General features: G+C 63.6%; 18 protein-coding genes and 1 other RNA gene. 8 read left to right on the forward strand and 11 right to left on the reverse strand.

Annotated elements, in window-relative coordinates:
- Positions 1-156 precede the first annotated feature (156 nt).
- The gene (locus tag ACRQFC_RS06590) at positions 157-849 is read left to right on the forward strand and encodes a DUF3043 domain-containing protein (protein ID WP_284896580.1); all 693 of its coding nucleotides are present in this window, start codon (positions 157-159) and stop codon (positions 847-849) included.
- A gap of 29 nt (positions 850-878) precedes the next feature.
- Here the strand turns inward: ACRQFC_RS06590 and ACRQFC_RS06595 are convergent, their stop codons facing one another.
- Positions 879-1,292, reverse strand: coding sequence for a hypothetical protein (locus ACRQFC_RS06595; protein ID WP_284901221.1), 414 nt, complete (start codon positions 1,290-1,292; stop codon positions 879-881).
- A gap of 93 nt (positions 1,293-1,385) precedes the next feature.
- Positions 1,386-1,700 (reverse strand): P-loop NTPase family protein, encoded by a 315-nt coding sequence (locus tag ACRQFC_RS06600; RefSeq protein WP_026428811.1) that lies wholly within the window; start codon positions 1,698-1,700, stop codon positions 1,386-1,388.
- Positions 1,701-1,825: 125 nt separating this feature from the next.
- Here ACRQFC_RS06600 and lpdA point away from each other — a divergent pair, with 125 nt between their 5' ends.
- Both lpdA and sucB read left to right on the forward strand, forming a co-directional pair.
- Positions 1,826-3,199 (forward strand): dihydrolipoyl dehydrogenase, encoded by a 1,374-nt coding sequence (lpdA, locus tag ACRQFC_RS06605; RefSeq protein WP_284896576.1) that lies wholly within the window; start codon positions 1,826-1,828, stop codon positions 3,197-3,199.
- Between the two features lie 18 nt (positions 3,200-3,217).
- Positions 3,218-4,978: a 2-oxoglutarate dehydrogenase, E2 component, dihydrolipoamide succinyltransferase gene (gene sucB / locus ACRQFC_RS06610; RefSeq protein WP_284896574.1), complete on the forward strand. Its 1,761-nt coding sequence runs from the start codon at positions 3,218-3,220 to the stop codon at positions 4,976-4,978.
- Positions 4,979-5,615: 637 nt separating this feature from the next.
- Here sucB and ACRQFC_RS06615 read toward each other — a convergent pair.
- Positions 5,616-6,305, reverse strand: coding sequence for a hypothetical protein (locus ACRQFC_RS06615; RefSeq protein ID WP_284896572.1), 690 nt, complete (start codon positions 6,303-6,305; stop codon positions 5,616-5,618).
- A gap of 301 nt (positions 6,306-6,606) precedes the next feature.
- Here ACRQFC_RS06615 and ACRQFC_RS06620 point away from each other — a divergent pair, with 301 nt between their 5' ends.
- Complete coding sequence (locus tag ACRQFC_RS06620) at positions 6,607-7,308, forward strand: DUF4191 family protein (protein ID WP_284896571.1); 702 nt, start codon at positions 6,607-6,609, stop codon at positions 7,306-7,308.
- A gap of 159 nt (positions 7,309-7,467) precedes the next feature.
- Complete coding sequence (gene glnA / locus ACRQFC_RS06625; protein WP_284896569.1) at positions 7,468-8,892, forward strand: type I glutamate--ammonia ligase; 1,425 nt, start codon at positions 7,468-7,470, stop codon at positions 8,890-8,892.
- Between the two features lie 48 nt (positions 8,893-8,940).
- Here the strand turns inward: glnA and ACRQFC_RS06630 are convergent, their stop codons facing one another.
- From ACRQFC_RS06630 to ACRQFC_RS06640, 3 genes are all read right to left on the reverse strand, one after another.
- Positions 8,941-11,979: a bifunctional [glutamine synthetase] adenylyltransferase/[glutamine synthetase]-adenylyl-L-tyrosine phosphorylase gene (locus tag ACRQFC_RS06630; RefSeq protein ID WP_284896566.1), complete on the reverse strand. Its 3,039-nt coding sequence runs from the start codon at positions 11,977-11,979 to the stop codon at positions 8,941-8,943.
- 17 nt (positions 11,980-11,996) lie between these two features.
- Positions 11,997-13,334 carry a glutamine synthetase family protein gene (locus ACRQFC_RS06635; protein WP_087070665.1) on the reverse strand — a complete coding sequence of 446 codons (1,338 nt, stop codon included), beginning with the start codon at positions 13,332-13,334 and terminating at the stop codon, positions 11,997-11,999.
- A 99-nt stretch (positions 13,335-13,433) separates the two neighbouring features.
- Positions 13,434-14,633 carry a DUF2207 family protein gene (locus tag ACRQFC_RS06640; RefSeq protein ID WP_026428803.1) on the reverse strand — a complete coding sequence of 400 codons (1,200 nt, stop codon included), beginning with the start codon at positions 14,631-14,633 and terminating at the stop codon, positions 13,434-13,436.
- 90 nt (positions 14,634-14,723) lie between these two features.
- On the opposite strand from ACRQFC_RS06640, the gene panB reads away from it, so the two are divergent.
- Positions 14,724-15,530: a 3-methyl-2-oxobutanoate hydroxymethyltransferase gene (gene panB, locus ACRQFC_RS06645; RefSeq protein ID WP_026428802.1), complete on the forward strand. Its 807-nt coding sequence runs from the start codon at positions 14,724-14,726 to the stop codon at positions 15,528-15,530.
- 9 nt (positions 15,531-15,539) lie between these two features.
- Positions 15,540-16,451: a type I methionyl aminopeptidase gene (gene map, locus ACRQFC_RS06650; RefSeq protein WP_087070663.1), complete on the forward strand. Its 912-nt coding sequence runs from the start codon at positions 15,540-15,542 to the stop codon at positions 16,449-16,451.
- 88 nt (positions 16,452-16,539) lie between these two features.
- Here map and rnpB read toward each other — a convergent pair.
- Positions 16,540-16,884, reverse strand: an RNA gene (gene rnpB, locus ACRQFC_RS06655) — RNase P RNA component class A.
- Positions 16,885-17,571: 687 nt separating this feature from the next.
- Between rnpB and ACRQFC_RS06660 the strand changes: the two genes are divergently transcribed.
- Positions 17,572-19,929 (forward strand): LPXTG cell wall anchor domain-containing protein, encoded by a 2,358-nt coding sequence (locus tag ACRQFC_RS06660; RefSeq protein WP_284896563.1) that lies wholly within the window; start codon positions 17,572-17,574, stop codon positions 19,927-19,929.
- 203 nt (positions 19,930-20,132) lie between these two features.
- Here ACRQFC_RS06660 and ACRQFC_RS06665 read toward each other — a convergent pair whose 3' ends face one another.
- From ACRQFC_RS06665 to ACRQFC_RS06680, 4 genes are all read right to left on the reverse strand, one after another.
- Positions 20,133-20,873, reverse strand: a complete 741-nt coding sequence (locus ACRQFC_RS06665; RefSeq protein WP_284896562.1) for a zinc ribbon domain-containing protein — start codon at positions 20,871-20,873, stop codon at positions 20,133-20,135.
- Positions 20,874-21,043: 170 nt separating this feature from the next.
- A complete protein-coding gene (locus ACRQFC_RS06670) occupies positions 21,044-21,829 on the reverse strand; it encodes a Nif3-like dinuclear metal center hexameric protein (protein ID WP_284896560.1) in 786 nt (261 codons plus the stop codon).
- 14 nt (positions 21,830-21,843) lie between these two features.
- Positions 21,844-23,898, reverse strand: a complete 2,055-nt coding sequence (locus tag ACRQFC_RS06675) for a CocE/NonD family hydrolase (protein WP_284896558.1) — start codon at positions 23,896-23,898, stop codon at positions 21,844-21,846.
- A gap of 92 nt (positions 23,899-23,990) precedes the next feature.
- Complete coding sequence (locus ACRQFC_RS06680; RefSeq protein WP_284896555.1) at positions 23,991-25,565, reverse strand: peptide MFS transporter; 1,575 nt, start codon at positions 25,563-25,565, stop codon at positions 23,991-23,993.
- Between the last annotated feature and the right edge of the window lie 233 nt (positions 25,566-25,798).

Genomic DNA, 25,798 nt, shown 5'->3' on the forward strand with positions numbered 1-25,798 from the left:
GGGCGCGGCGGGTGCTAAACAACGACGGCGCAGGCCGTGGGTGGCCGGCTTTGCGTGAACGGCTGCGGGCGCGGCGGGTAATGGACAGGGCGGCCGCGCGCGAACGGTTAGACTATTCTCGTTCAAGGCATAGTTGGCGACGACGCAGGAGTTGAGATGGCATTCGGCCGCAAGAAAGAGGCAGTAGAAAAGGCGCAAGAACAGGCAGCCCCCGCCCCCACTCATCCCAAGGGATATACCCCGGGCAAGGGAGCCCCTACCCCGAAGCGTAAGGACGTGGAAGCGCGCCACCGCCGGCCGATTATTTCTGATAAATCCTCCATGACCCGCGAGGAAAAGAAGGCTCGCAAGGCCGAGGAACGCGCCCGTTCTTCCGAGCGCTGGGAACGCGAACAAACCGCGATGAAAACGGGGGATATTCGGAATATGCCCCTCGCTCACGCGGGTGTGCAGCGGGCTTTCGCGCGTGATGCTCTTGATTCGCGTTTCCAGTTCTCCTCACTCATGCTCTTCCTGGCCGTCATTATGATCGCCGGTGTTTTCACCCTCACCCGCTTCCCGCTGGTCTTCAATGTGTTCGTTATTACCTGCTACGCAATCTTGGTGCTCATGGCCCTCGAATCGTGGTGGCGGGCCCGCCAGGTGCGCACGCTGGTCGAATACAAATACGGGGAGGATAAGACTCCGGATCGCCTGGTCGGGCAGATGATGTCGCGCGGGTTTACCCCGCGGCGCTGGCGCATGCCCCGCCCCATGGTGAAATTCGGTGAGTACCCCGAGGGCGGCACTCCCGCGGATCTCAAGAAAGCGCGGGAAGCGAAGAAAGAAATGAAGCGGGCCGCGAAGTAAAGCGAAGGGCTAAAGAAAACTAAAGAAAACTAAAGATTGCGCTGGGCGATGCTGGCTGGCCGGGACCACATAATCCAGGCCAGCCCGGCAATGGCCCCGAGGGTAGGAAGGTAATAATAGGTGGCCCCGGCCTGATACCAGGGGCTCACCTGGTGGAAAAGATCAGGGATGACCACGCCCACCACGGCCATCACAATATTGGCGCTCCAGCAGGTGGTGGCCACCCACCGCATCCGCCGCCCGTTATGGAGCGAGCCGGCGCAGGCCAGCACCCACACAAGCGCCGCCACCAGGGTGGTGGTCATGCGCCCGGGATAGCCCAGCTGAAAATCTTCGGTGCCCGCAACAATGGCCCGCCACACGAAAATAACGGCCCCCAGGCTCAGCGCAATGAGGAGGAAGAGAGGCCAGCCCACGGCGGTGCGCCTCTCGTCTCGGATCATTTCACTATTCACCTGGCTCCTCCCAGAATCCTGCACTGGCTGCGCGCCTCCCTCGCGGAGCTGACCGCGGAGACGACGTACCATCATAAACCTTTAAGCGCGCCGGTGCTCCGCGTTCCAACGGCGCACCGACTCGGGATAGCCGGTGCGATTAATTTCGTAGAAAGGTATGCCCAGTTCACGGGCAAGTTGTGCTCCGGCTGCCAGATCGGGCACCCGCCGGCGGGTCCACTCCCCGGTGCGAGCAACGAGGAGAAGAGCTGCCGGCTCACGCGGAGTTTCCACCTCAAAATAGGCTTCCACCCCCGCGCGAGTCTCGATGAAATCGGCGAAGTGTTTCGCCGTCGCCGAACGGCGAGCACCGCCGTGAGCAGCACGGGAACGGGAGCGACGCGAAAAAAGACCCATACGGTGATTTTAGCGACCCTCGCTGGGAGCGTGATGCGTCCCAGATAACACCTCGGCATGGCAGAATATAGGTATAGCGGCTCTTGTACCGCATTCCAAAATGTTGTATTGCGAAGGGAAATCCTGTGGCAGAAACGAAAGAGTACGACGTCGTCATCCTCGGTGGCGGCAGCGGCGGCTACGCGGCCGCGCTTCGTGCCGGTCAGCTCGGCCTGACCGTTGCTCTTATTGAGGCTGACAAGCTCGGCGGTACCTGTTTGCACCGCGGGTGCATCCCCACCAAAGCATTGCTGCACGCCGCTGATGTTGCTGATGAAATGCGCGAAGGCCCGTCCATTGGCGTGAAGGGCTCCTTTGAGGGCATTGATATGCCCACCTTGCAGGCCTACAAGAACGGCGTAATCGAGAAGATGTTCAAGGGCCTGACCGGCCTGGTCTCCTCGCGCGGTGTGGAGATTGTGCAGGGCTGGGGCAAGCTAGTCGCGAAGGACACCATCGAAGTTAATGGCGTGCACTACCGCGGCAAGCACGTTGTGCTGGCCTCCGGTTCCTACTCGAAGACCATCGGTCAGGAGATCACCGGCCGCGTCCTCACCTCCACCGAAGCGCTGGAGTTGGGCGAGGCCCCCGGATCCGTGATCGTGCTGGGCGGCGGGGTTATCGGGGTGGAATTCGCCTCCGCGTGGCGCTCATACGGTGCGGAAGTCCAGATTATTGAGGGCCTGCCGCGCCTGGTCCCCAATGAGGACCCGGAAGTTTCCAAGAATCTAGAACGCCAGTTCCGCAAGCGCGGTATTAAATTCGCCACCGGAACCATGTTTGATCACCTCGAACAAACCGATCATTCCGTCAAGGTTTTCACCCAGGACGGCAAGGAATTCGAGGCGGATTACCTGCTCATCGCTATCGGGCGCGGTCCGGCCACCGCGAACCTCGGCTACGAAGAAGTCGGGGTGAAGATGGATCGTGGTTTCGTGCTCACCGATGAGCGCCTGCGCACGAACGTTGATGGAATCTACGCGGTGGGCGATATTGTGCCCGGCCTCCAGCTGGCACACCGCGGTTTCCTCCAGGGTATTTTCGTTGCCGAAGATATCGCGGGCCTCAACCCCAAGGTGATTGACGAAACGAAGATTCCGCGCGTGACGTTCTGCACCCCGGAAATCGCCTCCGTGGGTCTCAACCAGGATAAGGCTGAGGAAGAATACGGCAAGGAAAATATCACCACTGCCACCTTCAACCTCACCGGGAACGGCAAGTCCCAGATGCTGGGCGCGGCCGGTTTCGTCAAGCTGGTTGCGGTCAAGGATGGTCCCATCGTGGGCTTCCACGCCATCGGGGCGCGCATGTCCGAACAGATTGGCGAAGGCGAACTCATGGTGGCCTGGGAAGCCTACGCGCAGGACTTCGATGGTCTTATCCACGCCCACCCCACCCAGAACGAAGCAATCGGCGAAGCGGCACTGGTCCTCGCGGGCAAGCCGCTCCACAACCACTAAATCGAGGGAGATAACTCTATGTCTGAACCGTTGAAGATGCCCGCCCTGGGCGAATCCGTCACCACCGGTACCGTGACCGCCTGGCTCAAGCAGGTGGGCGATACTGTTTCGCTCGACGAGCCGATTGTGGAAGTCTCCACAGACAAGGTCGATTCGGAAGTCCCCTCCCCCGCGGAAGGCGTGATCGAACAGATCCTCGTCCAGGAAGATGAAGAAGTTGAAGTGGGTGCCATCCTCGCCTATATCGGTGATGGCTCCGGCGTGGCTGCTTCGGCAGCTCCCGCCAGCAATGCAGCCCACGCGGAAGAAGCGGCTCCTGCTCCTGCTGCCGCTCCTGCGCCGGTAGCTGCGCCCGCCGCACCCGCCGCGCCGGAAGGTGGTTCGGGCGCTACCGGTGTGGAAGTGAAGATGCCGGCCCTGGGCGAATCAGTCAATGAGGGAACCGTCACCTCGTGGCTGGTGGCCGAAGGCGATGAAGTCGAAGCCGACCAGCCCATCGTGGAGGTCTCCACGGACAAGGTCGATTCGGAAGTCCCGGCCCCGGCCGCCGGCATCATCCAGAAGATTGTGGTCCAGGAAGATGAAACGGTTGCGGTAGGCACCGTCATCGCTTATATCGGCGACGGCGCAGCCGGGGCCGCACCCGCGGCTCCCGCCGCCGGTGCGGCCCCGGCTGAAGCACCGGCCAGTGTGGCAGCGGTCCAGGAACCGGCTTCCGGGACCCCGCAGCACGGCACCCCAGCCCAGCAGGAAAACCAGGCGCGCACGCCGGATCTGGATGCGGCTGATGCCGGTACCGGGTTCTCCGAACCGGATGCTTATATCACTCCGATTGTGCGCAAGCTCGCCAAGGACTTGGATGTGGATCTGTCCGGAGTCAAGGGCTCCGGTGTGGGCGGGCGTATTCGCCGCCAGGATGTGGAAGCGGCAGCCGCGGCCGCGAAGAAGGCTGCGGAAGAAGCCGCGCGTGCCCAGGCCACTGCTTCCCAGCCGGCCCCGGCAGCTGCACCCGCGCCCGCCGCGGCGAAGAAGGCTACTCCGAGCGCACCGTCTGCTGAGGCAGCTCAGCTGCGCGGTACCACCGCGAAGATGACGCGCCTGCGCCAGACCATCGCCAAGCGCATGGTGGAATCCCTCCAGATTTCGGCGCAGCTGACCACCGTGATCAAGGTGGATGTCACGAAGATCGTCAAGCTCCGGGAAGCCAATAAGGCTGCTTTCGCCGAACGTGAAGGCACCAAGCTGACCTACCTGCCCTTCTTCGTCAAGGCCGCCATCGATACCCTGAAGAACCACCCGAAGCTCAACGCCACCATCAAGGACAATGAGGTGGAGTACTTCGATTACGAGAACATCGGGATCGCGGTGGATACCCCGAAGGGCCTGTTCGTTCCGGTTATCAAGAACGCGGGCGATCTCAATATCGCCGGCCTGGCCCGCGCCATTAATACCGGCGCGGCCAAGGTACGCAATGGCGAAGCAGCGGTCGATGATCTCACCGGCGGTACCTTCACCATTACGAATACCGGCTCGAACGGCGTCATGTTTGACACCCCGGTCATCAACCAGCCCGAGGTGGCCATCCTGGGTATCGGCGCGATTATGCGCGAACCCGGCATCGTCAAGGACGCGGACGGCAACGAATCCATTGGCATTCGTTCCTACCTCTACCCGGCGATCACCTACGATCACCGTTTGGTGGACGGCGCAGATGCCGGCCGGTTCCTCAAGGAATTCAAGGCCCGCCTGGAAGAAGCCGATTTCGAGGGTGCGTTCTAAGGAACTTAACAACTAGGATCCTCGGTTCCTCTGGGTTACGCAGTGCATCTCAGGTGCTACGTAACTCAGTAACGCAACCTCAACCGCGCGCGTGATCACGCGCGCGGGAAGCTCCCCGGTTCCGGTAGTGCTATCTGGCATTCCGGATACCGGGGAGTTTTCGGTTGATAGGCAGTCCGCAACACCGCCCGCAGCCCCGGTTCAGAATGCACGGTTTGCGGCCTGCTTAGGCAGCCCGCTCGGCCCGGAAAACAAAGTGGGTGTGAGAGCACCGTTTTCAGCCGGTTTTATGTTCCTTATGCCCATTCTGTGGGAGGCAGTGTCCAGAATGCCCGCTTTGCGGGGCCTGCTGGATTCTGGCACGCGCGCGGGCAATATCGCGAGCGCGTAGGCCGCCGAACCGGGTATGTTTTTTCCAGGGTGTACTGCGGATGTTGTACATGCGAAGTACAGCTCTGACAACACATACCTCCTCCCCAGGTGCTGGCGTGACTCCTGAGGTTCAGCTTATGGGACCTCGTCTTATGGAACCTCGGCTTATGAAGCACGTAGAAGTGCAACGGGGCGAATAACCACAATAGTTACTACTCAAGCGCCCCACTCAGCTGGCCTCTCCATACCGCTCATGCGATAGCCTTCACGGGCACGGATGGACGGCCACCACGCGCCACGGCTGCGGGCTCAGCTGCCAGCGCGCGCACCGCTCCGGTTGCGGCCCGATAGTTTCCCCGCTGGCGAGAATGAGGCGGTGCTGCACCGTGACAACTTCAAGAAGGTTCTCCCCCACCCAGGAAGCTTCCCGCACCTCAGTTTCCACCTGCGCAACCGGAGTGCTCTCCAGCACCCTACGCAACTTCGCATCGGCTGCCGCCGCTTCACCATCCGGCATGTTCAAGGCGTTCAGCGCTGCTATATCACCCGCGCCAATAGCGGCATCGCGGGCCGCCACTAACTGGCGGGCCACCGCCAGAGCATCCGGCTCCGGCTCGGTATTCGCACCAGAGCCACGTGCCAGGCCCTGGCCGAGTACCGAACGGTCGCCACGCTCCGGACCCTCGCCACGCCCCGGGCCGTCACCGTACCCCGGGCCCTCGCCAGACGCCGCGCCATCGCCATACCCCGGGTCTTCTCCCCGCACCGGCTCCGTGGATGCCTTTTTCACCGCGGGCACTAGCGCGCCCAGTGCCATCCCTGCCAGCACGCCCGCCACCAACCCGAGGACGCATAGGCGCACCAACATAGCCACGCGCCCGTCACTAGCTCCGCCTACCCCGCCTACGTCACGTGCCCTGCTCGCCTCGCGCCGCTTCACCACTGTGCCTGCCATAGGCCTACTTCACCACCGCCGGCCCATCTCGTCCAGAAGCCATCCACAGGAGGGCCCGCCACTGCGTCGTTATCCACAAGCCGCTCACGCCGCAGCCGCACGCCTCCTACCTCCTCCTCACGCCTCACGCAGAGTTCTCGAGCATATCACCGCGCTTACCCTTGATGCCGAGGTCACCACAGGATCCACACCTCCACCCCCAAACGCTCCGCCAGCGTGAGATTGGGCCAGGCGCTCAACAAAGCCGGCGCTATCGTCTAGAATCGACGGGGACTATCGAGAAGGATCTAAAAGGAATCAGATGGCACAGGATAAGAACAAGGGCGCGAAGAAGAAGCCTGGCTTTTTCAAGACTCTGCGTGACGCATTCACCATCGCGAAGCGCACCTACAAGCATCTGGGCTGGTGGCTTGCCCTGGCCGGGCTCGCGGGCCTGGGAATCGGTATTCTCCTCGGTTTCCTCACCAAGAGCTGGATCGCATGGACCGTGTTCGGGATTCTCCTCATGCTCCTGCTTCCCATGCTGCTTCTCACCCGGGCGGTGCGCTCGGCTAGCTACGCGCAGCTGGATGGCATGCCGGGAGCCACCTCCGCGATTCTCGATTCGCTGCGCGGCTCGTGGGTCAAGCAAACCGAACCGGTGCGTTTCAACGCCCGCCACCAGGATTTCGTTTTCCGCCTCATCGGGCGCCCTGGCGTGGTTCTGGTTGCCGAAGGCCCCATCTCGCGTACCCGCAAGCTCGTTGATGATGAACGCCGCGCCATCCGCCGGGTAGCCCCGAATGCCCCGGTGCACGCCATTTTCATGGGCAATGGCGAAGGTCAGATCCCGCTGGCCAAGATCGAAAAGGCCATTAAGAAGCTCAAAAAGGAAATTTCCGCCCAGGAAGTTTCTGCCCTGGCCCAGCGCCTCGAAGCTTTGGGGAATAAGGCACTCAATATCCCCAAGGGAATTGATCCCACTAATATTCGCGCTAATCGGCGGGCCCTGCGCGGCCAGTAGGCCGCGCCGTCGTCGTACATATGTAGTATCCGCCCGGGGAATTCCACGTGAGTTCTCCGGGCGGAGGCACGCCCGGAGGTTTTTTGAGCCGGGGGCAGCACGCTAAACTACATGGGGTAACCGCACCGCTAGCCGCGCCGCGCGCCGGGAGGAGTCCGCATGTTCACAAGTGTCGCCGAAGCTGCCGAGTTTATCGCGGAAAACGAGATCGAATTTCTTGATATTCGCTTCTGTGACCTGCCTGGCGTGATGCAGCATTTCACGGTGCCCGCCACCCAGGCAACCGCCGAAAAAATGAACGAGGGCTATATGTTTGATGGCTCCTCGATCCGCGGTTTTACCTCGATTCATGAATCGGATATGAAACTGCTTCCGGATGTGTCCACCGCTTTTGTGGATCCGTTCCGCGCGGAACCCACCCTCGTCATGAATTTCAATGTGGTGGATCCGTATACCGATGAGCCTTTCGCGCGCGATCCGCGCAATGTTGCCGAACGCGCCGAGGCGTACTTGCGTTCCACGGGTATTGCGGACACGATTTCGGTGGGTGCGGAAGCCGAGTTTTATTTATTCGACGACGTGCGCTATGACACCACGGTCAATCATTCCATGTACGTGATTGATTCCAATGAGGGCTCCTGGAATTCGAGCCGGTTGGAGCCGGGCGGGAATACCGGCTACAAAATTCCCCACCAGCAGGGCTATTTCCCGGTGGCACCGGTGGACGCGAACGAGGATGTGCGTGACCTCATGTGCCAGTATTTGGCGCAGGTGGGCTTGGATGTGGAACGTGCCCATCACGAAGTGGGCTCGGGCGGCCAGCAAGAAATCAACTACCGCTTCAATTCTTTGCGTGCCGCGGCGGACGACCTCATGAAATTCAAGTACGTCATTCGCCGGGCCGCCGATGTGTGCGGGAAAACTGCCACCTTTATGCCCAAGCCGCTTTTCGATTCGGCTGGCTCGGGGATGCACTGCCATATGTCGCTGTGGAAGGATGGGCAGCCGCTTTTCCACGATCCGCGCGGCTACGGGCAGCTATCGGACCTCGCGCGCTGGTACGTGGGTGGTTTGCTAGCCCACGGGAAGGCGCTCGCGGCTTTCACTAATCCGTCCGTGAATTCCTACCGCCGCCTGGTTCCCGGCTTTGAAGCGCCCATCAATTTGGTGTATTCGGCGCGTAATCGTTCGGCGGCGATCCGGATTCCGCTGAGCGGGAATTCCCCGGCTGCCAAGCGTATTGAATTCCGGGTTCCCGACCCGACCGCTAATCCCTACCTGGCTTTCTCCGCGGAGCTCATGGCGGGTCTGGACGGCATCCGCAACCGGATTGAGCCGCCGGCTCCCATCGATAAGGATATTTACGAGCTGCCGCCGGAAGAATACGCGGATATTGAGACGATTCCGGCCTCCCTCGATGCGGCTTTGGCCGAGCTGGAAGCCGATCACGATTTCCTCCTCGAAGGCGATGTGTTCACCGAGGACTTCATCGCCACCTGGATTAAATACAAGATGGATGCGGAGGTCACCCCGCTGCGAGCCCGCCCCCACCCGTACGAATTCGAGCTGTACTACACGCTCTAAACGGGCGCTGCCGAAGCGGCCCGCGGCGGCCTGGCCGCGGTGCGCGGGCTAGCCTCGCCCGTAAAATACGTGCTCCACGGCGGCGCGGGCGTGCCGCGCGGCCCGGGCGCGCCGGTCGAGGATATCGCTGGCGTGCTCGGCGCCCAGGATCGCGGCCATGCGTTCGCGCTCGCGCGGATCACGCGGAATGACCTGGGCGGCGCTCCCGGTGCGGCCCGTCGCCACAAAAGCGGCCTGGCGCAGGGCGCTGGCGGCCTGCCAGCCCTCCACGAGGGCATGTTCCTCATCCGCGGTGATCAACCCGGCAGCACCGGCCGCCCGCAGTGCCTCCCCCGTTCCGGTAACCCGGAGTTGCGGGTAGGCCGCGGCGTGCTCAAGCTGGAGGAGCTGCGCGGTCCACTCCACATCCGCGCTTCCGCCCGGCCCGAGCTTAAGGTGGGAGGCCGGGGCCACTCCCCCGGGAATCCGTTCTTTTTCCACCCGGATTTTCATGAGCCGGATGGCGGTGCGCCGCGCCTCATCCCAGTGCGCCGGGTAGCGCAGCGGGGCGATGAGCTCAAGGAAACGTTCCCCGAGTTCACGGTCCCCGCCCACCACGCGGGCCCGCAGCAGCGCCTGGAATTCCCAGGGCTCAGCCCAGCTGCGGTAATACTCTCCGTAGGAATCCAAAGTGCGTGCGAGCACCCCGCTGCGGCCCTCGGGGCGCATATCAGTATCCACCGCCAGTGGCGGCGCCCCGCCCACCTCCTGCTCCAGGCGCATAAAAGCACGCGCCAGTGCGTCGGCATCCCCGGCGGCCTCCTCCGGCCCGTCCCACACAAAGATCACATCGGCATCGGAGGTGTAGCCGCATTCGCGCCCGCCCAGGCTCCCCAGCCCGATCACCGCAAAAGAAAAATCGGGATGCGAGCTATCCGCCTCGTTTTTTTCGGCGACGACGGCGCACCTGGCGGCGCGTACCCCCGCTTCCACCGCGCATTCCACGGCGTTACTCACCGCGCCCGCCACTTCTTCGGGCCCGAGCAGCCCGAGAGCCTGGGCCATGGCGGTGCGCAGCACTTCCCGCCAGCGCAACCACCGGCCCGCCCCGGCGATCTCCTCCGGCCGGCTGCGCCGCTCGAGGAGCGCGTCCAGCTCCCCGCGCAGCGCCGCCGCGCTGCGCGGGGCCAGCTCGGCGTCGTCGCCCAACCACGCAATGGATTCGGGTAGTTCGGGAATATCGCGGGCCAGGAAACGCGAGCGGGAAAGAATGAGGGCGAGGCGGTGGGCGACGGGCCCGCCGTCGCGCAGGGTGCGCATATACCAGGAGGTGGCCCCCATTTTTTCGGAGAGCACCCGGAAGGCGAGCAGGCCAGCATCCGGTTCGGGGCCTTCGGCGAACCACCCGAGCATGACGGGCAGGAGCTGGCGGGCAATGGCCGCGCGCCGACTGGTGCCTTCCGTGAGGGCGCTGATATGGCGCAGTGCGCCGGCCGGGTCGCGGTAGCCGATACTGGCCAGCCGGGTACGGGCGGCTTCGGGGGCGAGCGAAATATCATCGGCGGCTAGCTGCGCGGCGGCGGGAAGGAGGGGCCGGTAGAAAATATCTTGGTGGAGTTCGCGCACCTCCCGGCGTACCTGCGCGAAAGTGTCGGTCAGGGCCGCGGCGTCGGGTAGGCCGAGGGAGCGGGCCAGGCGGCGCAGGTCGTCTTCGCGGGTGGGAAGCACGGCGGCCCGGCGCAGCCGCACCAGTTGGGCGCGGTGTTCCAGGCAGCGCAGCCAGCGGTAGTGGTGGTCGAGGCGGGCGGCATCCGGGCGGGAAATATATCCGCCTTCGGAGAGGCTCGCGAGCGCCGTGGTGGTGGTGGCCGAGCGGATGGTGGTATCCACGCGCCCGTGCACGAGCTGGAGGAGTTGGACGGTGAATTCCACGTCGCGCAGGCCGCCCGCCCCTAATTTGATATGGCGGTCGCGTTGGGCGGTGGGGATATGGGCTTCCACGCGGGCGCGCATGGCCCGGGCGTCGGTCACGAAGTTGTCCCGGGAGGCGGCGTTCCAGACGAGCGGGGCGGTGGCGCGCAGGTAGTTGGCGCCGAGTTCGCGGTTGCCGGCGGCCACGCGGGCTTTGAGGAGGGCTTGGAATTCCCAGCTTTGTGCCCAGGTGGCGTAGTAATCCAGGTGGGAGGCGAGGGTACGCACCAGGGGGCCGGTTCCGCCTTCGGGGCGCAGCGCGGTGTCAATGGTCCACAGGGCGCTTTCGGGGCCGGGTGCGCTGATATATCCGGCGAGGGTGGTCGCCAGGGCGGTGCCGATCTCCAGGGCTCGTGCTTCGCTGACTCCCGGGCGCGGTTCGGTGATATAGACAACGTCCACATCGGAGGCGTAATTGAGTTCCCCTCCCCCGGTTTTCCCGAGCGCGATAATCGTGAAATCGACATCGTGAGCATCGGGTACCCGGGTGCGGGCGAGTTGGAGGGCGCCTTCCAGGGTGGCGCAGGCGAGGTTGGAGAGGGTGGCGGCTACCTCGGGCATGCGGGCAGCGGGATCGGGCAGGGTGAGGTCCCAGCCGGCCAGGGTGAGGATGCGGGTGTAGTAGTGGGCGCGCAGCGCGGCAATAGCATCCTGGAGGTCATTGCGGTTCTCGCGCGAATCGCTCCCAGCCTCCGGCCCGGCCCCGCTCATAGGACCCGGCCCGGCACCGGTCACAGTTCCCGTCCCGGTACCTTCCACGGCACCGGCAAGCCAGGGCGCGAGAGCGGCGCGCATGGCCCTGCGTTCATCTGCCTCATTCAGCAGGGCCCGAGCTTCGGCTTCTTCGGCGGTCCCGCGTAGTTCCTGGGCGGCTTGGGGATGGCGGGCCAGGTGGTCGGCTAGCGCGGTGGAGAGCCCGAGCACGGCGAGCAGGCGTGGCCGGGCGGCGTCGTCGTTCCCTACGCCCTCCCTACGGTTTAAGCCGAGCCGCGCGCAGGCCGCAAGCGCACGATCCGGATCCGCTACCTGCGCGAAATCCTCCGGCTGCCAGGCGCCGGCCTCCAGTTCCGCGGCGGCGCGTTCGGGGGCCGTGAATCCGCAGCGCCGGGCCCGCTGGGCGAGGGTGAGACGTCGCATACCCGCTCCCCGCGGCCCTAGCGATCCGCCCGGAAACGCGCGCGTTCCAGCGGGGTGACCTGGGCGCGGTATTCGGCCCATTCGGCGCGTTTATCACGCAGGAAGTAATCGAAGGCATCCTCGCCCAGGATCTCGGCAACCAAATCGGAGCTTTCCATGAGTTTGAGCGCGCTATCCAGGCTCCCGGGCAGGGATTCGATACCGAGCACGGAACGTTCCATATCGGTGAGGAGGAGGACATCCGTATCGGCCGGGTCGGAAAGATCGTATTTTCCTTCGATTCCGGCCAGGCCCGCGCCCAGCACGGCCGCGAAAGCCAGGTAGGGATTGGCGGCCGTGTCCAAGGCGCGGTATTCCAGGCGCGCGGATTGCGGTTTGGTGGGCTTGTATTCGGGCACCCGCACGAGGGCCGATTGGTTACGCGGCCCCCAGCACACGTAGGGCGGGGCTTCCCCGCCGCCCCACAGGCGCTTATAGGAATTAACATGCTGATTGGTCACGGCGGTAATTTCGCGGGCGTGGCGCATCAGCCCGGCCAGGAAGCGCCGCGCCGTGACCGACATCCCGAATTGGCCGCGCGGGTCGTGGAAGGCATTTGTTTCGCCTTCGAAAAGTGAGAAGTGGGTGTGCATGGCCGAGCCGGGCCAGTGCGCCAGGGGTTTGGGCATAAAGGATGCTTCCACCCCGTGGCGCAGTGCCACTTCTTTAATGATGACGCGGGCGGCCATAATGCTATCGGCCATCGTGAGGCAGTCGGCGTAGCGCAGATCCACTTCCTGCTGGCCCGGGCCGATTTCGTGGTGGGAGAATTCCACGCTGATGCCTACGTCTTCCAGGGAGAGGATCACATCGCGCCGGAAATTATGGGCCACCGAGCGGGTGACGTAATCGAAATAGGAGGCCGAATCAATCGGGGTGGGTTCTTCATCATCGCTGGCTCCCGGCTGGAAGAGGTAGAACTCCACTTCCGGGTGGGCGTAGGCGGTGAAGCCCAGGTCCTCGCAGCGGCGCAGGGTGCGCTGGAGGATAGCTCGCGGGTCGGAGCGGGCCGGTTCACCTTCGCGGGTGAGGATGTCGCAGAACATGAAGGCGGCGTCGTCGCTCCCATCCACGCCACGCAAGACCGCAAAGGTCGAGGCATCCGGGCGCGCAATCATATCCGATTCGTAGACGCGCGTGAGGCCTTGGATGGCCGAGCCGTCAAAGCCGACGCCCTCTGCGAAGGCATTATCGAGCTCCACGGGAGCCACCGCCACGGATTTGAGGGTGCCGACGATATCGGTGAACCACAGCCGCACGTAGCGGATACCGCGGTCGCTTATGGTGCGAAGGACGTGTTCTTGCTGGTCATCCATGGCGCTTCATCTTTCCGTGTTTTTTCGGGGAGGGTCCGTTAGTTCCGGCGATTTCGGTTATGCGTTCGGGCGCGATCCGTTATGTCCGGGCGATGCCCGTTATGTGTGCGTGCGAGTGGAAACGGGGAGTAATCCGCGTACGAAACGCCGCAGGTGGCGCCGCCGTGCGTGCGGAAGATCGTGGGCGAGCGGGTGGGAACGGAACCGGGTTTCCAGAACGCTCAAGGCTTCGCGCAGCTGGTACCAGTTCGTGATATCTTCTCCGGCCAGGTGCAGCCACGGGAGAGCAGCGCCGACGTCGCGCATATCCCGCGAGTTAATTCGCTCGAGAGAACGAACCCACTCATCGGCACATTCCAGGCCGTACGCCCAGCCCACGTAGGAGGCGAGGACCTCCGCGCTCACCCCGGCGAAACGGGGCGCCGCGGTGAGGAAGCGCCGGAAGCCTTCCACCTGATCGGAGGCCACTACTCCGTTCGGGGTGAGGGAAGAAAAGTTGAGGAGACCAACGAATCCGCAGAACACCAGCCAGCCGCCCACAATGAGCCAGTACCAGGACAGCTGGAAAGCCAGAGCCCCGATAAAAGCCAGGCCCGTGAGCGCGATACCCCCGAAGAAAAGCACGGCGGCCAGGGAGCCCACCAATTCGCGCCCGTGGTGGTACCAGCCCCGGCGCGAGACCACTTCCGCTTTGCTATCGCGCGCGATGGCGAGGGCGAGGCGGGTGGAGAATCCCTGTACCCGCAGCACCGGGCGGGAGGCGGCCGGCAGCCCGGCGTTTTCCATCGCGGTGCGATACGAGCGGTCATCAAAGGGTTCGGATTCCCGGAATGCTGCCGATTCGGCACTTTCCGGGGAGGCCAGGGCAGCCAGGAAGCGTGCCTCAAAAGGTTCGAGGGTGGAGGTATCGGCTTCGGTGAGGGAGATGGTGATCATCTGGCCGCGCAGGGCCGGATCCCGGAAGAAGTCAATGGTGAGGAATCCGCGGGCGGCCAGGTCGAGGAGAGTGGTGATGGCGGCGTCGTCCGCGGCGTAGTGGCGGTGCATAAAAGCACCGAGGGCGGCGGGCATCTCCGGCGGAATAGTGCGTACCGGCGGGCGGGTATGCGGGCGGCGCCGCCGGTAATTATGGCCGGTCACCCCGGCCGGTTCACGCGGATATACCCCGCGCGGCAGATCGGCATATTCCCGACTCGGGATGAGCGCCAAGCACATAATGACCAGGGCAGTCACCCCGATCCCTAAGGCCAACCAGAATTCCAGTGCGTTCATGGACACCAGCTCAAGCAAGGGTTCCACAGTCACCTCCTCGCACCTAGCGTACCGTGCCCGATGATGCACCGGCGCGCGCGACCTAGTACTCTAAGCCATAGATATCGGGAGGTAATCATGACGGAGTTCTCACCGGCACGAATTCGGGTGCAGCACCTGAACGAGATGGTCGCTAACGGAGAGGTGCTCACGGCACTCACCTGCTATGACGCTCTAACCGCGCGGATCTTGGACGCGGCCGGAATCGATATTTTGGTGGTGGGTGATTCCATTGGCAATACCGCCCTGGGATTCTCCTCCACCATCCAGGTCACCCTGGAAGATATTGAACGAGCCACCAGCGCCGTCATGCGCGGCACCACCCGGGCTTTTATTATTGCCGATATGCCCATGGGCACCTACGAAGAAAGCCCCGCGCAGGCTATCCGCACCGCCATCCGCCTGGTGCGGGCCGGGGCGGACGCGGTGAAACTGGAAGGCGGGGAAGCTTTCGCCCCCACCGTCGAAGCCCTCACCAAAGCCGGGATTAACGTGGTGGCCCACGTCGGTTACCGCCCCCACGCCGATGCCGCCCTGGGTGGCCCGCGGGTCCAGGGCCGGGATGAAGAAGAAAGCGAGGCCATTATTGATGACGCGGTCTCGCTGGAGAAGGCCGGAGCTATTGCCGTCGTCGTCGAAATGGTACCCGGGAAACTCGGAGCAAAAATTACCGAGATTCTTTCGGTTCCCACCCTCGGAATCGGGGCCGGGTATCGCACCTCCGGGCAGCTGCTGGTTTGGCCGGATATGGCCGGGATGACCGAATGGCAGCCCTCCTACGCCAAGCGTTTCGGCGAGGTGGGTGCGGCGCTGAGTAACGCGGTCACCGCTTTCCGCACGGCCGTCAAGGGCCGGGAATTCCCGGATAAGGAGCACAGTTTCTAAGCCACTACAATGGTGGCTATGAGTCTTGCAGCACGTGCGCCGCTCGGTACGGCGCGTCCCGGAAAGATTTCGCCGCGCCGTAAAGTTCCGGCTTCCATTGAACGCCCCGAATACATGTTCCATGACGGGCCGGAAGTGATCACCGCCTCGGATGTGAAAACCGAGGAGACAATTGAGCGGATTCGGGTGGCGGGAACCATTGCCGCAGATGCCATGTACGAGGCCGCCAAAGCGATCCGCCCGGGCGTGAGTACCGATGAATTGGATCGCATCGCGCACGAATACATGATCGATAACGGGGCCTACCCCTCCTGCCTGGGCTATATGGGTTTCCCCAAGTCGATCTGTACCTCCGTGAACGAGGTTATCTGCCACGGCATCCCCGATGACCAGGTGCTACGCGAGGGCGACATTATTAATCTGGACGTCACGGCTTATAAGGACGGCGTGCACGGGGATACCAATGCCACCTTCGGCGTGGGCGAGATCGACGAAGAATCCCGCCTCCTCATCGAACGTACCGCCACCGCCACCCTGCGCGGGATTAAAGCAGCACGCCCCGGGCGCCAGGTCAATGTGATCGGGCGGGTCATCGAGTCCTACACCAAGCGTTTCGATTACGGGGACGTCCGCGATTTCACCGGGCACGGCGTAGGCGAAGCTTTCCATTCCGGCCTTATTATTCCTCATTACGACGCCGCACCTTTGCACGGGGAAACTATTGAAGAGAATATGGTCTTTACGGTCGAGCCCATGGTGACCCTGGGAACTATCGACTATGAGATCTGGGATGATGACTGGACCGTTGTGACCAAGGATCGCGGGCGCACCGCCCAATTCGAGCACACCATCGTGGTGCGGGAAAGCGGACCGGAAATCCTCACGCTGCCCTCTGATCCGAATCTTGGGCTGCGGCTCTAGGCGGGTATACGCTGCGCGGGCCGCGGCGGGCCGCGGCGGGCTACGGCGTTGCTATGCGCGTGGGGGCGGATCCGAGAATCCGCCCCCACTGTCATCTTGGCCTATACGCCGGGTTCTGTACCGCTTGCGCGGCGGCGACCATCCATCTACGTGCGCCATTGCTGACGCACTCTAGCAATCCACCCGTGCCCTAGACGAGGAGCCTGGCGGGGCACTGTCTGATCTTGCTCCCGGTGGGGCTTGCCGTGCCATGCCGGTCACCCGGCACGCGGTGGTCTCTTACACCACCCTTTCACCCTTACCTTGCGGCGGTTTACTTTCTGTTGCGCTTTCCCGCGGGTCACCCCGGGTGGGCGTTACCCACCACCGTCCTCTACGGAGCCCGGACGTTCCTCGAGGCGCATACGCGCCGCGCGGCCGCCCGGCCAACATGACCCGTTTATGCTACCAGCCTGACGGGCGCGCGGGCACCGCCCTACGGACACGTGGTAGCGGGCCTACGGGTGCGCGCGCATCCCTACAGTGAGCGGCGGGCACCCCGGGGTTCCGACCGGGATTCTGACCAGGGTTCTGACCAGGGTTCTGACCAGGGTTCTGATCGGAGTTCCGGCAGCATCTAAGAATGCCGTTTCTGAATATATCTCCCCCATCGATTACCGTGAGTAATTATGCACTATTGTTTCCTTGCTCACACCCAAAAGTCCGAATGTGCGGGAAAGTAAGGCAAGCCGTTCCCACCGCCACGGCGGCGATTGTTAAGTCTTTGAGGATCCCTTGCCTGTAAATATTAAACCTGCTTAGAATCCAGGCAACAGGCAAAACAGCGACGTTTCGTGCGTTTTCTCTGTTAGTAGGTAATGGCTGCGGGGGCCGACTTTGCGTGAGGGTCGGCTCCCGCACCTCTCTCCACAGCATTGCGCGAATGCCCCACACGCTACGGAACACCACGAATACGTGCCACGCGCCACCGATACCCACCACCGTAGACGCTCACCACATTTAACCAAAGGTCATGTACGAATATACGGCTTGGCCCGTAGACTTTAGCTGTTTTATAAACGGTCAAAAGTTGCAGATTAGCCGTTCCGGGTAGTACTGCACGTCTTCGCGAAGGATCCCCATGACACAGCGCATCTCCCGACTCGCCAGTACTCTTACCGTGACCACCCTCGCCCTTACCATGGCGGGCACCGTGGCCGCCCACGCCCAGCCGGCCGCCGGCTCCCCCGCCCCGGGCGCGTCCTTTACCTCCTGCACCGATTCCCCCAAAGCGAAGGCCGCGGCGGATGAGGCGAATGCCGAACGTGAGGCACTGCTCAAGAAAACGGAAACGGCGCAGCAGGAGCTCGCCGCCGCTCAGGAAGCGGCAACTGCAGCGCAGGCCGCCAAGGATGCGGCCGCCGCGAAACTGAGTGAGGCGGAGAAGGCCGCCCAGGCCGCCGCGGAGGCACGCGATGTCGCCAAGGCCGCCCTCGATGCTTTCCAGGCGGAAGGTCAGGCTGCGAAAGATGCGCTTCCCGCGGCCCGCACCGCCCTCGAGGAGGCGGAGGGCCGGGTAGGCGCGGCGTCGTCGCAAAAAGACAAGGACAGCGCGGCGGTGACGGAAGCGCAGCGCGTTTTTGAGGAAAAGAACGCGGATCTCGCCGCAAAGACGCAGGCGGAAAAGGATGCGCGCGCGAAGCTGGAGGCGGCGCAGGCCGCCGAGGCCGCGGGCAATGCCGAACGTGAGAAGCTCGCCGCGCAGCTGCGTGAGGTGACCGAGAAGAAGGCGCAGGCGGATGCGGATCTGGTCGCGGCGCAGGCGAAGGAACGCGCGGCGCAGGATGCCCGTTTCGAGGTGGTTACGCGGGAAGCAGAAAAGGTCGCCGCCGCGCAGCGCGGGTACGACGACGCTGTTGCCGCCCTTCCCGCCGCTCAGGCGGCGAAGGAGGAAGCGCAGCAGGCGGCCACCGCAGCCGCTAACGATGTGACCGCCAAGCGCGGGGAGGCCGAAGCCGCCCAGGCGAAGGTCAAGGACTCGGAGGCGAAGCTGGCGCAGGCCACGCAGAAACTCGGCGATCTTGAAAACGCCGTGACCGACCTGAAGAACCGCCAGGCCGAGGTGGAGGCCGCGCTGCCCGGGCTCGAGCAGGCCAAGAATGATGCCGAAACCGCTTACAACGAAGCCCAGGCGGCCGAGGACGAGGCAAGGGAATGGTACGAGGCCGCTGCCGGAGATAAGAAGAATTTCACCGAGGAGGATGTAGAGCAGTACCGGCAGGAATGGGAGGCGAAGAAGGCGGAAACTGCCCCGAAGAAGGCGGCTTTCACGCAGGCCACTGATGCCTATACTGCCAAGGCTGCGGAAAAGGATCAGCTGGCTACCCAGGTTCCGGCGAAGGAAGCGGAGCGCGATGCCGCGCAGACCGAGAAGACCGGACTGGAGGCGGCTCACGCTGCGAATCAGCAGGCCGCGCAGGACAGCGCCGCGAAGCTCGCCGCAGCGGTGGAGACCGAGGCTGCGAAGCGCGCGGCTCTCACGGAGAAGGACGCGGCGCTTACCGCGGCCCAGCAGCAGGTAGAAACGACGAAGGCCGCCCTCGCTGCCGCGGAGGAGGCCGCCGCGGAAGCGACCCGCCCGGTGGATGAGGCCCTGGCCACGGCCCAGCGGGAAACCGCCGCCGCGCAGGAGAAAGCCACGCAGCTAGCCGCCGAGCACGCCGCACTTTCCGAGCAAATTATGACCGTGCACGTACCCAAGTGGAATGATCTGCGCCTCAAGCGTGAAGATGCACAGCAGGAGCAGACCCAAGCTGCCGGGGCGCTCGCGGAGGCGGAGGCCGCGAAGGGCGCTGCGGATCAGGAGCTTGAGAAGGCGAAAACTGCGGCGCAGAAGAGCGCTGCGGCGGTCACGTCCGCTGAAGCTGAGCGTGACGCCGCACGCCAGAAGGTGACGGAGCTGGAAGCGGCCGGCGCGAAGCTGGACGGTTTGCAGGCCGAATATGACACATTGGCTGCGGCTGCTACCCAGCCGGAGGCGGATGCGGCGGCGGCCCGTGAGCAAGATGCGGCCGCTGGCACGGCACTTGCGGACGCGACGGCGAAGGCCGCGGAGGCTGATGCGGCGGTGAAGCGTTCCGCGGATGATCTTGCCGCGGTTGATGCGCGTATCGCGACGCTGCGGAATTTCCTGGAGAAGTGCGCTGCTGAGGAAGCGGAGCGGCCGGGCGCGGGCGAGCAGCCCGGTAGCGGGACCGCGGCTCCGGGCACGCCGGCACCGGGAGCTTCTGCACAGAATCCTTCAGTGCGGGGCGGCAAGCATGCCGATCCTTCCACGCCGGTCTCCCGCGGTCAGCAGTCGGTTGGCAAGCACGCCGCACCCGCGGCGCAGCTGCCGAACACCGGTGCGGAGAGCAGCGGTATCGCTAGTTCGGCTCTGCTGCTGATGCTCGCCGGAACGGGCGCTGTGGCTTACGCCCGCAAGCGCGCCGCGCGCTAACGCCGCAAGCCTCAGAGTGCGCATAAGAACACCGTGTTCAGCTAATTTCGTGTTTCTTATGCGCACTCTGTGCCTCTCATGGTTTCAAATGCGCACTTCGTACGTCCCCGCCTGGCGATTGCTCTGGCGGGGACGGGTTGTTTTTCCGAGCTGTACTGCATCTGTCGTACATGCGAAGTACAGGCGTGAAAAAGAGAGCCGGCCTAGGCTTCGTCGTAATCAACCGGGACGATAATGCAGTCGTAGTCCTCAGAAAGATAAATCTCATCTTCCGGGGTGGCCTTGATTTGCGCCACTTCCACTGGAGAGAGCGTAATTCCCGCCCCGGTAGCACCGTTAGGCGTCATGGTCATAACCGCGTAGCCGCCGGTGGCAACCGAGTGCTCGTACACTTTTTTGAGCGAGGCCGCCAGCGGTGCATAGAGTTCCTCGCGTTGGGCGCGGATTTTTTCTTGGGAGGCGGTGATGTCCGCGACCACGTCCTCCAGTTCGGAACGCTGGGCCAGTACTTTTTCTTGGAGTGAATCGATAGCTGCGCCCAATTCCCGCACCCGTTCCTCACCGCCTTCAACAGCTTCGAGCGCAGCGAATTCCTTTTCCGATGTTTCTTCCAGGGTGGTACGGAGCGCCGCCATTTCGTCTTCCAGAACGAGCAAATCGCGGGAGGTCAGCCCGGTGCCGGCATTATATTTTTCTTCTTTATCCGCTACCTGGCGAGCCAAATCCGCGCTAGCCTTCTCCACGCTCGCCAAATCCGCCCGTGCCTGCTCCAGCTGCGTCTCCGCCGCGGTTTTTTCCCGCCCGCGCGCGGCAATCGCGTTGAGGAGTTTACCCAAAGAGGCTCGCAGCGGATGCTGGGTATTTTCCCGCTCGAGGCGGTTGAGCTGCGCGTCCAAGTCGGCAACCTGAAGCAGGATAAGTTGATCGGCACGGGGTGCTTTCATCGGGTGGATCTCCTTCGACTCGCACGAAAGGCGCACGGCGCGCCTTCCCCTATTCTATGTGGGAGAACCGGCCCCGCGCAGCGAGCTCACCCGCATCACCTCACCCGCACAGCGCCGATGGCCCGGCAAGCATTACGTAGCCCGGCAGGCACCACTGCGCCGTCGTACCTTTAACCGCGCACCGCAATATTCCAAGCATCCGTGGGAATCTCGGAAATATAGGTATCCAGCTGCGGGAAACGCTTGCGTAAACGCTGCTCCATCTCGCCCAGCACCGGCCATTCGCTGGCCCAGTGGGTGGCGCAAATGAGCGCGCAGCCGCCGTCCCAGATATGGTCGGTGGCCGGGTGGTGGCGCAAATCGGCGGTGAGATACGCATCCGCGCCCGCGGCTTTCGCGGCCGCCAATAGCGAATCCCCCGACCCGGAGCAGATGGCTAGCCGCCGCACCACCCGATCCGGATCGCCCGCTCCGAGCACGCCGGCCGGAGTATGCGGCAACACCTGCGCGACCCGCTCGACCAGCTGCCCGAAAGACACGGCCGCGATGCTGCCCACCCCGCCGATTCCGGATTCGGGATCCAGCGGCGCTTCAATCTCCACGTCCAGCAGCCGCGCGAGCGCGGCGGTGGAGGCCACCACGTCCGCATTGGTGTGGGCACTAAAAAGCGCGACCCGCCCGCGCACCAGCTGCGTGACCCACCTTCCCTTGGCGAACGTTCCCGCCACGGTGGAGGTCCCGCGCAAAAAGAGGGGATGGTGCGTAATGAGGAGGTCAGCCCCGCGTTCGCAGGCTTCTTGCACGGTTGCTTCACACGGGTCGACGGCGAAACCGACGCTGCGCACCCCGTCGCTGGGTAGGCCGGCCACCAGGCCGACCCGGTCCCAGCTTTCCGCGCATGCGGGTGGGAAGAATTCGTCCATGGCCGCGGTGATATCCGCCACTGTATATGTCATGGACTCACCCTACCCTAGGACGCCGTGCGCTCCACGGTGCTCTCCCACTCCTTGTGGAAGATTTCCTCCTCGTGATCAAAGGCGGTGACCACCGATTGCACGTAGAAGTTCTCCGCATCGCAGCGGATGCGGGTATCGGCTTCCAGGCGAACCTCCCAACCGATATCCGGGCGGGCCAGCCCGATTTTCCATTCGGCTTCGGTGCGTGCCGAAAGCGGGTCATCCCAGGAAATCCAGTAGCGCTCCACCGAATCTTCGTCGTAGTGGAGGCCGTCCGGGTATACCCGGGTTCCCCCGTAGGCCGGATCCACCTGGATAAACGTTTCTTTCTTCACCACGTCGCGGGCGATGAGGCGTTCGGGGCGGCGCGCCCCGGCAGCGCCCGCTTCCGGGTACGTCACATCCAAACCAACGGGCTGGACCGGCCCGGCGAAACGCACCGCATCATCAAGCGCATCGCGCTCTCCCCCGGGACGGATCGGGCGGGCGGGCACCACCAGCGCGGAGGCCCCCAGATCCACCTCCACTCCGGCGTTTTCCCGCGCCGGCCAAATCCACGGCCAGTAAGCACTGGAAAGCGCCACCCGCAACGTGTGCCCGGCCGCGAAATGGTAGCCAATACCGGTAAGCGGAACCTCCACATCCACCCACTGCCCCGCGGGCATCTCCACGATCCGCTCGCGCCCCTCGCGAGCGCTCAGGTTGAGGTTCCCGCGGGTGATAAGCGTGGAGGCACCGTCCGGGGCCACATCTTCCAGGCGCACATACATATGCCCGCGTTCCCCACCATTGCGCAGCCGCAACAACGCCCTGGCATTGCCGAGAATCTCCACCGATTCCCCCAGGTAAAAATCGCAGGTTACCGCGCGGCCATCGTCGGCGCGCTGATCGACCGGCAAATCGGCGTCGTTCCCGTACGGGAAGTACCGCCCGGCATCCGAGCCGATATCTTGCGGCGACTTCACAAGAATCGTGCCACCACGCACCGCACCTGGCGATACGCTCGCCTGCCCTAACTCGAAACGCAGCGGCTCAATATCCGGGGAGGGCCAGGCGCGTTCCGCCACCCAGCGGCCCTCGATTTCCTCGTATACCGAGGCCGGGCGCATGGGGTCACTGATCCAGGTGCGCAGCAGCGGCTCATCCATCGCGCCGTTATCCACGCCCTTGAGCCATCTATCCCACCAGCGCAGCGTTTCCCCGAGGAAATCAATATGCGGGCCCGGGCGCAAATCGCGATCCGGGTACTGGTGGCTCCACGGCCCGAGCAGCCCGCGCACGTTCTTCCCCAGCGCGGAAAGATTCTCCACCAGGCGCAGCACGGTATCGCGGTACGGATCGAACCAGCCGCCTACCGCGAGCACCGCCGCATCGAGTTTCGAATAATCCTCACACACCGAGCCGTGTTTCCAGTAGGCATCGCGGGTCTGGTGACTCATCCAGGTATCCACGTAGGGCTCCATATTATTGAGGCGCTCTAGCCACATGGACTTCCAGTTTTCCCCCACGGCGCGCGGGTCCGGCGGCCGGGATTCGAAGGCGAGCATGGTGGCCCCCCAGGCGTGCATATCCACCGCGAGCATCGAGCCGCCGAAATAGTGCACGTCATTGTCGTAGCGGTCGTCGGTGGAGCAGGTGGTGACGATCGCCTTGAGGGCTTCCGGCTGATAGGAGGCGAGCTGGAGCGAATTGAAACCGCCCCAGGAAATCCCGAACATACCCACGCTGCCCGTGCACCATTCCTGCGAAGCAATCCATTCGATGACTTCCAGGCCGTCTTTGTGTTCCTGCGCATCGTATTCATCGCCCGGGATGCCCTCGGAATTGCCGTGCCCGCGGATATCGACCCGGATGGAGGCGTAGCCGTGCCCGGCGTAATACGGGTGGCGTTCGTGATCGCGCGGCGCGGTCCAGTCCCCGCTGCGGTAGGGCAGATATTCGAGGATCGCCGGCACTTTTTCTTCCGTGCGCGGCATCCAGGCTTTCATCCACAGCCGGGTGCCGTCCGAAAGCGGAATCCACCCCTCGCGAATCTCAGTCTCGTAGGGAAAATCTGTGATGTACTCCATTGTTCTCCTTCCTATGCGTCTGTGCTGTGTTGCTTCTATGCGTGTGCTGCGGATTTCGTGGGGCGTGTTGAGGAACGACGACGCCGCCAGCTTTACGCGACGACTTTCATACGCGAACGCATCCACGGAGTAAGCGCCATGAGCAGCACTCCGTAACCAATAACCACCGCTCCCTGCACTCCGAAGTAGGCAGGGATGGAGGCGGCCATATTTTCGTAATCAAAGAATTTCACCACCTGAGCTTGGATCCCCTGGGCGCAGGCCATCGCCGCGAACCACAGGGCCATGGTTTGGGAGGCGAAAGCCCGCGGGGCGAGTTTCGTGGTGGCGGACATCCCCGAGGTTTGCAGCACCAGGTCCCCCAGGCCGAGGAAGATATAGCATCCCACCAGCCACAGCGGCATAAGAAGAGCCCCGCGCGGGGTGAGGATGCCCGCGAGCGCCACAATGACGAAGGCGATCCCGCCGAGCACCGCGCCCAGCCCCACTTTCGCGGCCACGTGAGGTTGGCGTTTGCCCATTTTCAGCCAGATCCAGGCGAGCACCGGCCCCATGACGATTTCCACGATGGCGGTGAGGGAAATGTAATAGGAGGAGGGGTAACTCAGGGAGCCGATGGTGTTATCGGTGGCGTTGAGGGCCACGAGGTTGAGGGTATTTCCGGTTTGGAAATAGAGCAGGTTGTAGAGGATGAGGGCAATGAGCAGCAGCGCGTAAGGGATGAGATTGCGCCGTTCTACCGGGGTGACCTTCGGGGAGCGGTACATCCACAGGAAGAAGAACACCGGCACGATCCAGGTGATCACGGAGATGCCATTGACGACGTCGCTGAGCGTGGCGGAGGAGAAGGTGGCGAAAAGCGTGGCTACCGCGACTACTCCCCCAACCAGTCCCACGAGCATCCAGAAGGAACGGTCCGCCACGAAACTGGCGCGGATGCGATGCGCTTTGGCGCGCCCGGATAGGTTTTTGCCGGTTGCCACGTAGGCGATGAGGCCGAGGATCATTCCCACGGCGGCGGAGGCGAAGCCGGCGTGCCAATGCACCCGCTGGCCGAGGAACCCGGCCACCAGCGGCCCGAGGAACGCCCCGATATTAATACCGGCGTAGTAGATGGAGAAGCCGGCATCGCGGCGGCTATCCCCGGGTGCGTAGAGTTCACCCACCATGGTGGAAACATTGGGTTTGAGGAGCCCGGTTCCCACCACGATGAGACCCAGGCCCACCCAGGTGAAGAACTCGGTGGGGATACCCATGGCGATATGGCCCGCGGCAATAACAATGCCGCCCCAGAGCACCGTGCGGTAAGTGCCGGAAATACGATCCGCGATCCAGGCTCCCGCGATAGAAAGCAGGTAGACGAGGGCACCGTAGGCGGCCACGATGGAGGATCCTACGTCCTCCGCGTAGCCGAGCCCGCCGCTGGCGATGGCATCGGTGAAGTAAAGGACCAGGATGGCCTGGAAGCCCAGGTAGGAGAAACGCTCCCAGAGTTCCAGGCCGAAAAGGGAATACAGGCCGGTGGGTTGGCCCATAAAGGAGCGGGTGGCGCGGGCGCGCCGGTCGCGGCGCAGGGCTTCCTTGTGTTCCTTTATGTACTTTTTGGGATTCTCGACGTTATCGGGGACCTGCGCGGCAATCTGCGCGTGGGTGGGTAGGTCAGTCACGTGGTACTCCTTCTCGAAAAACGGGACCGTCTGACCCCGCTATCGCGGCCGCTTCCTCCTTTCTCTAGGCGCGCGCGTGCGTCTTCCCGGGGCAGTACGACGGGCGCACATCCCCGGCTTTTTCAAGCACAGCAGGGGCACTTTTCGGCCCTGCTATCCGTTTTCCAGGGTAACAAGGGCCTCCGACATAACCGTGATTTGAGTACTTTTTTATCGTTTTCGCCCTACCGCCC

The organism is Actinotignum inguinis (assembly GCF_051265835.1).
Lineage (GTDB): Bacteria > Actinomycetota > Actinomycetes > Actinomycetales > Actinomycetaceae > Actinotignum > Actinotignum timonense.

Excerpts from the sequence above, each read along its gene's own strand:
- ACRQFC_RS06590 (WP_284896580.1), top strand. The coding sequence starts at position 157 with ATGGCATTCGGCCGCAAGAAAGAGGCAGTAGAAAAGGCGCAAGAACAG.
- ACRQFC_RS06595 (WP_284901221.1), bottom strand. The coding sequence starts at position 1,292 with ATGATCCGAGACGAGAGGCGCACCGCCGTGGGCTGGCCTCTCTTCCTC.
- ACRQFC_RS06600 (WP_026428811.1), bottom strand. The coding sequence starts at position 1,700 with ATGGGTCTTTTTTCGCGTCGCTCCCGTTCCCGTGCTGCTCACGGCGGT.
- sucB (WP_284896574.1), top strand. The coding sequence starts at position 3,218 with ATGTCTGAACCGTTGAAGATGCCCGCCCTGGGCGAATCCGTCACCACC.
- ACRQFC_RS06615 (WP_284896572.1), bottom strand. The coding sequence starts at position 6,305 with ATGGCAGGCACAGTGGTGAAGCGGCGCGAGGCGAGCAGGGCACGTGAC.
- ACRQFC_RS06620 (WP_284896571.1), top strand. The coding sequence starts at position 6,607 with ATGGCACAGGATAAGAACAAGGGCGCGAAGAAGAAGCCTGGCTTTTTC.
- glnA (WP_284896569.1), top strand. The coding sequence starts at position 7,468 with ATGTTCACAAGTGTCGCCGAAGCTGCCGAGTTTATCGCGGAAAACGAG.
- ACRQFC_RS06630 (WP_284896566.1), bottom strand. The coding sequence starts at position 11,979 with ATGCGACGTCTCACCCTCGCCCAGCGGGCCCGGCGCTGCGGATTCACG.
- ACRQFC_RS06635 (WP_087070665.1), bottom strand. The coding sequence starts at position 13,334 with ATGGATGACCAGCAAGAACACGTCCTTCGCACCATAAGCGACCGCGGT.
- panB (WP_026428802.1), top strand. The coding sequence starts at position 14,724 with ATGACGGAGTTCTCACCGGCACGAATTCGGGTGCAGCACCTGAACGAG.
- map (WP_087070663.1), top strand. The coding sequence starts at position 15,540 with ATGGTGGCTATGAGTCTTGCAGCACGTGCGCCGCTCGGTACGGCGCGT.
- ACRQFC_RS06660 (WP_284896563.1), top strand. The coding sequence starts at position 17,572 with ATGACACAGCGCATCTCCCGACTCGCCAGTACTCTTACCGTGACCACC.
- ACRQFC_RS06665 (WP_284896562.1), bottom strand. The coding sequence starts at position 20,873 with ATGAAAGCACCCCGTGCCGATCAACTTATCCTGCTTCAGGTTGCCGAC.
- ACRQFC_RS06670 (WP_284896560.1), bottom strand. The coding sequence starts at position 21,829 with ATGACATATACAGTGGCGGATATCACCGCGGCCATGGACGAATTCTTC.
- ACRQFC_RS06675 (WP_284896558.1), bottom strand. The coding sequence starts at position 23,898 with ATGGAGTACATCACAGATTTTCCCTACGAGACTGAGATTCGCGAGGGG.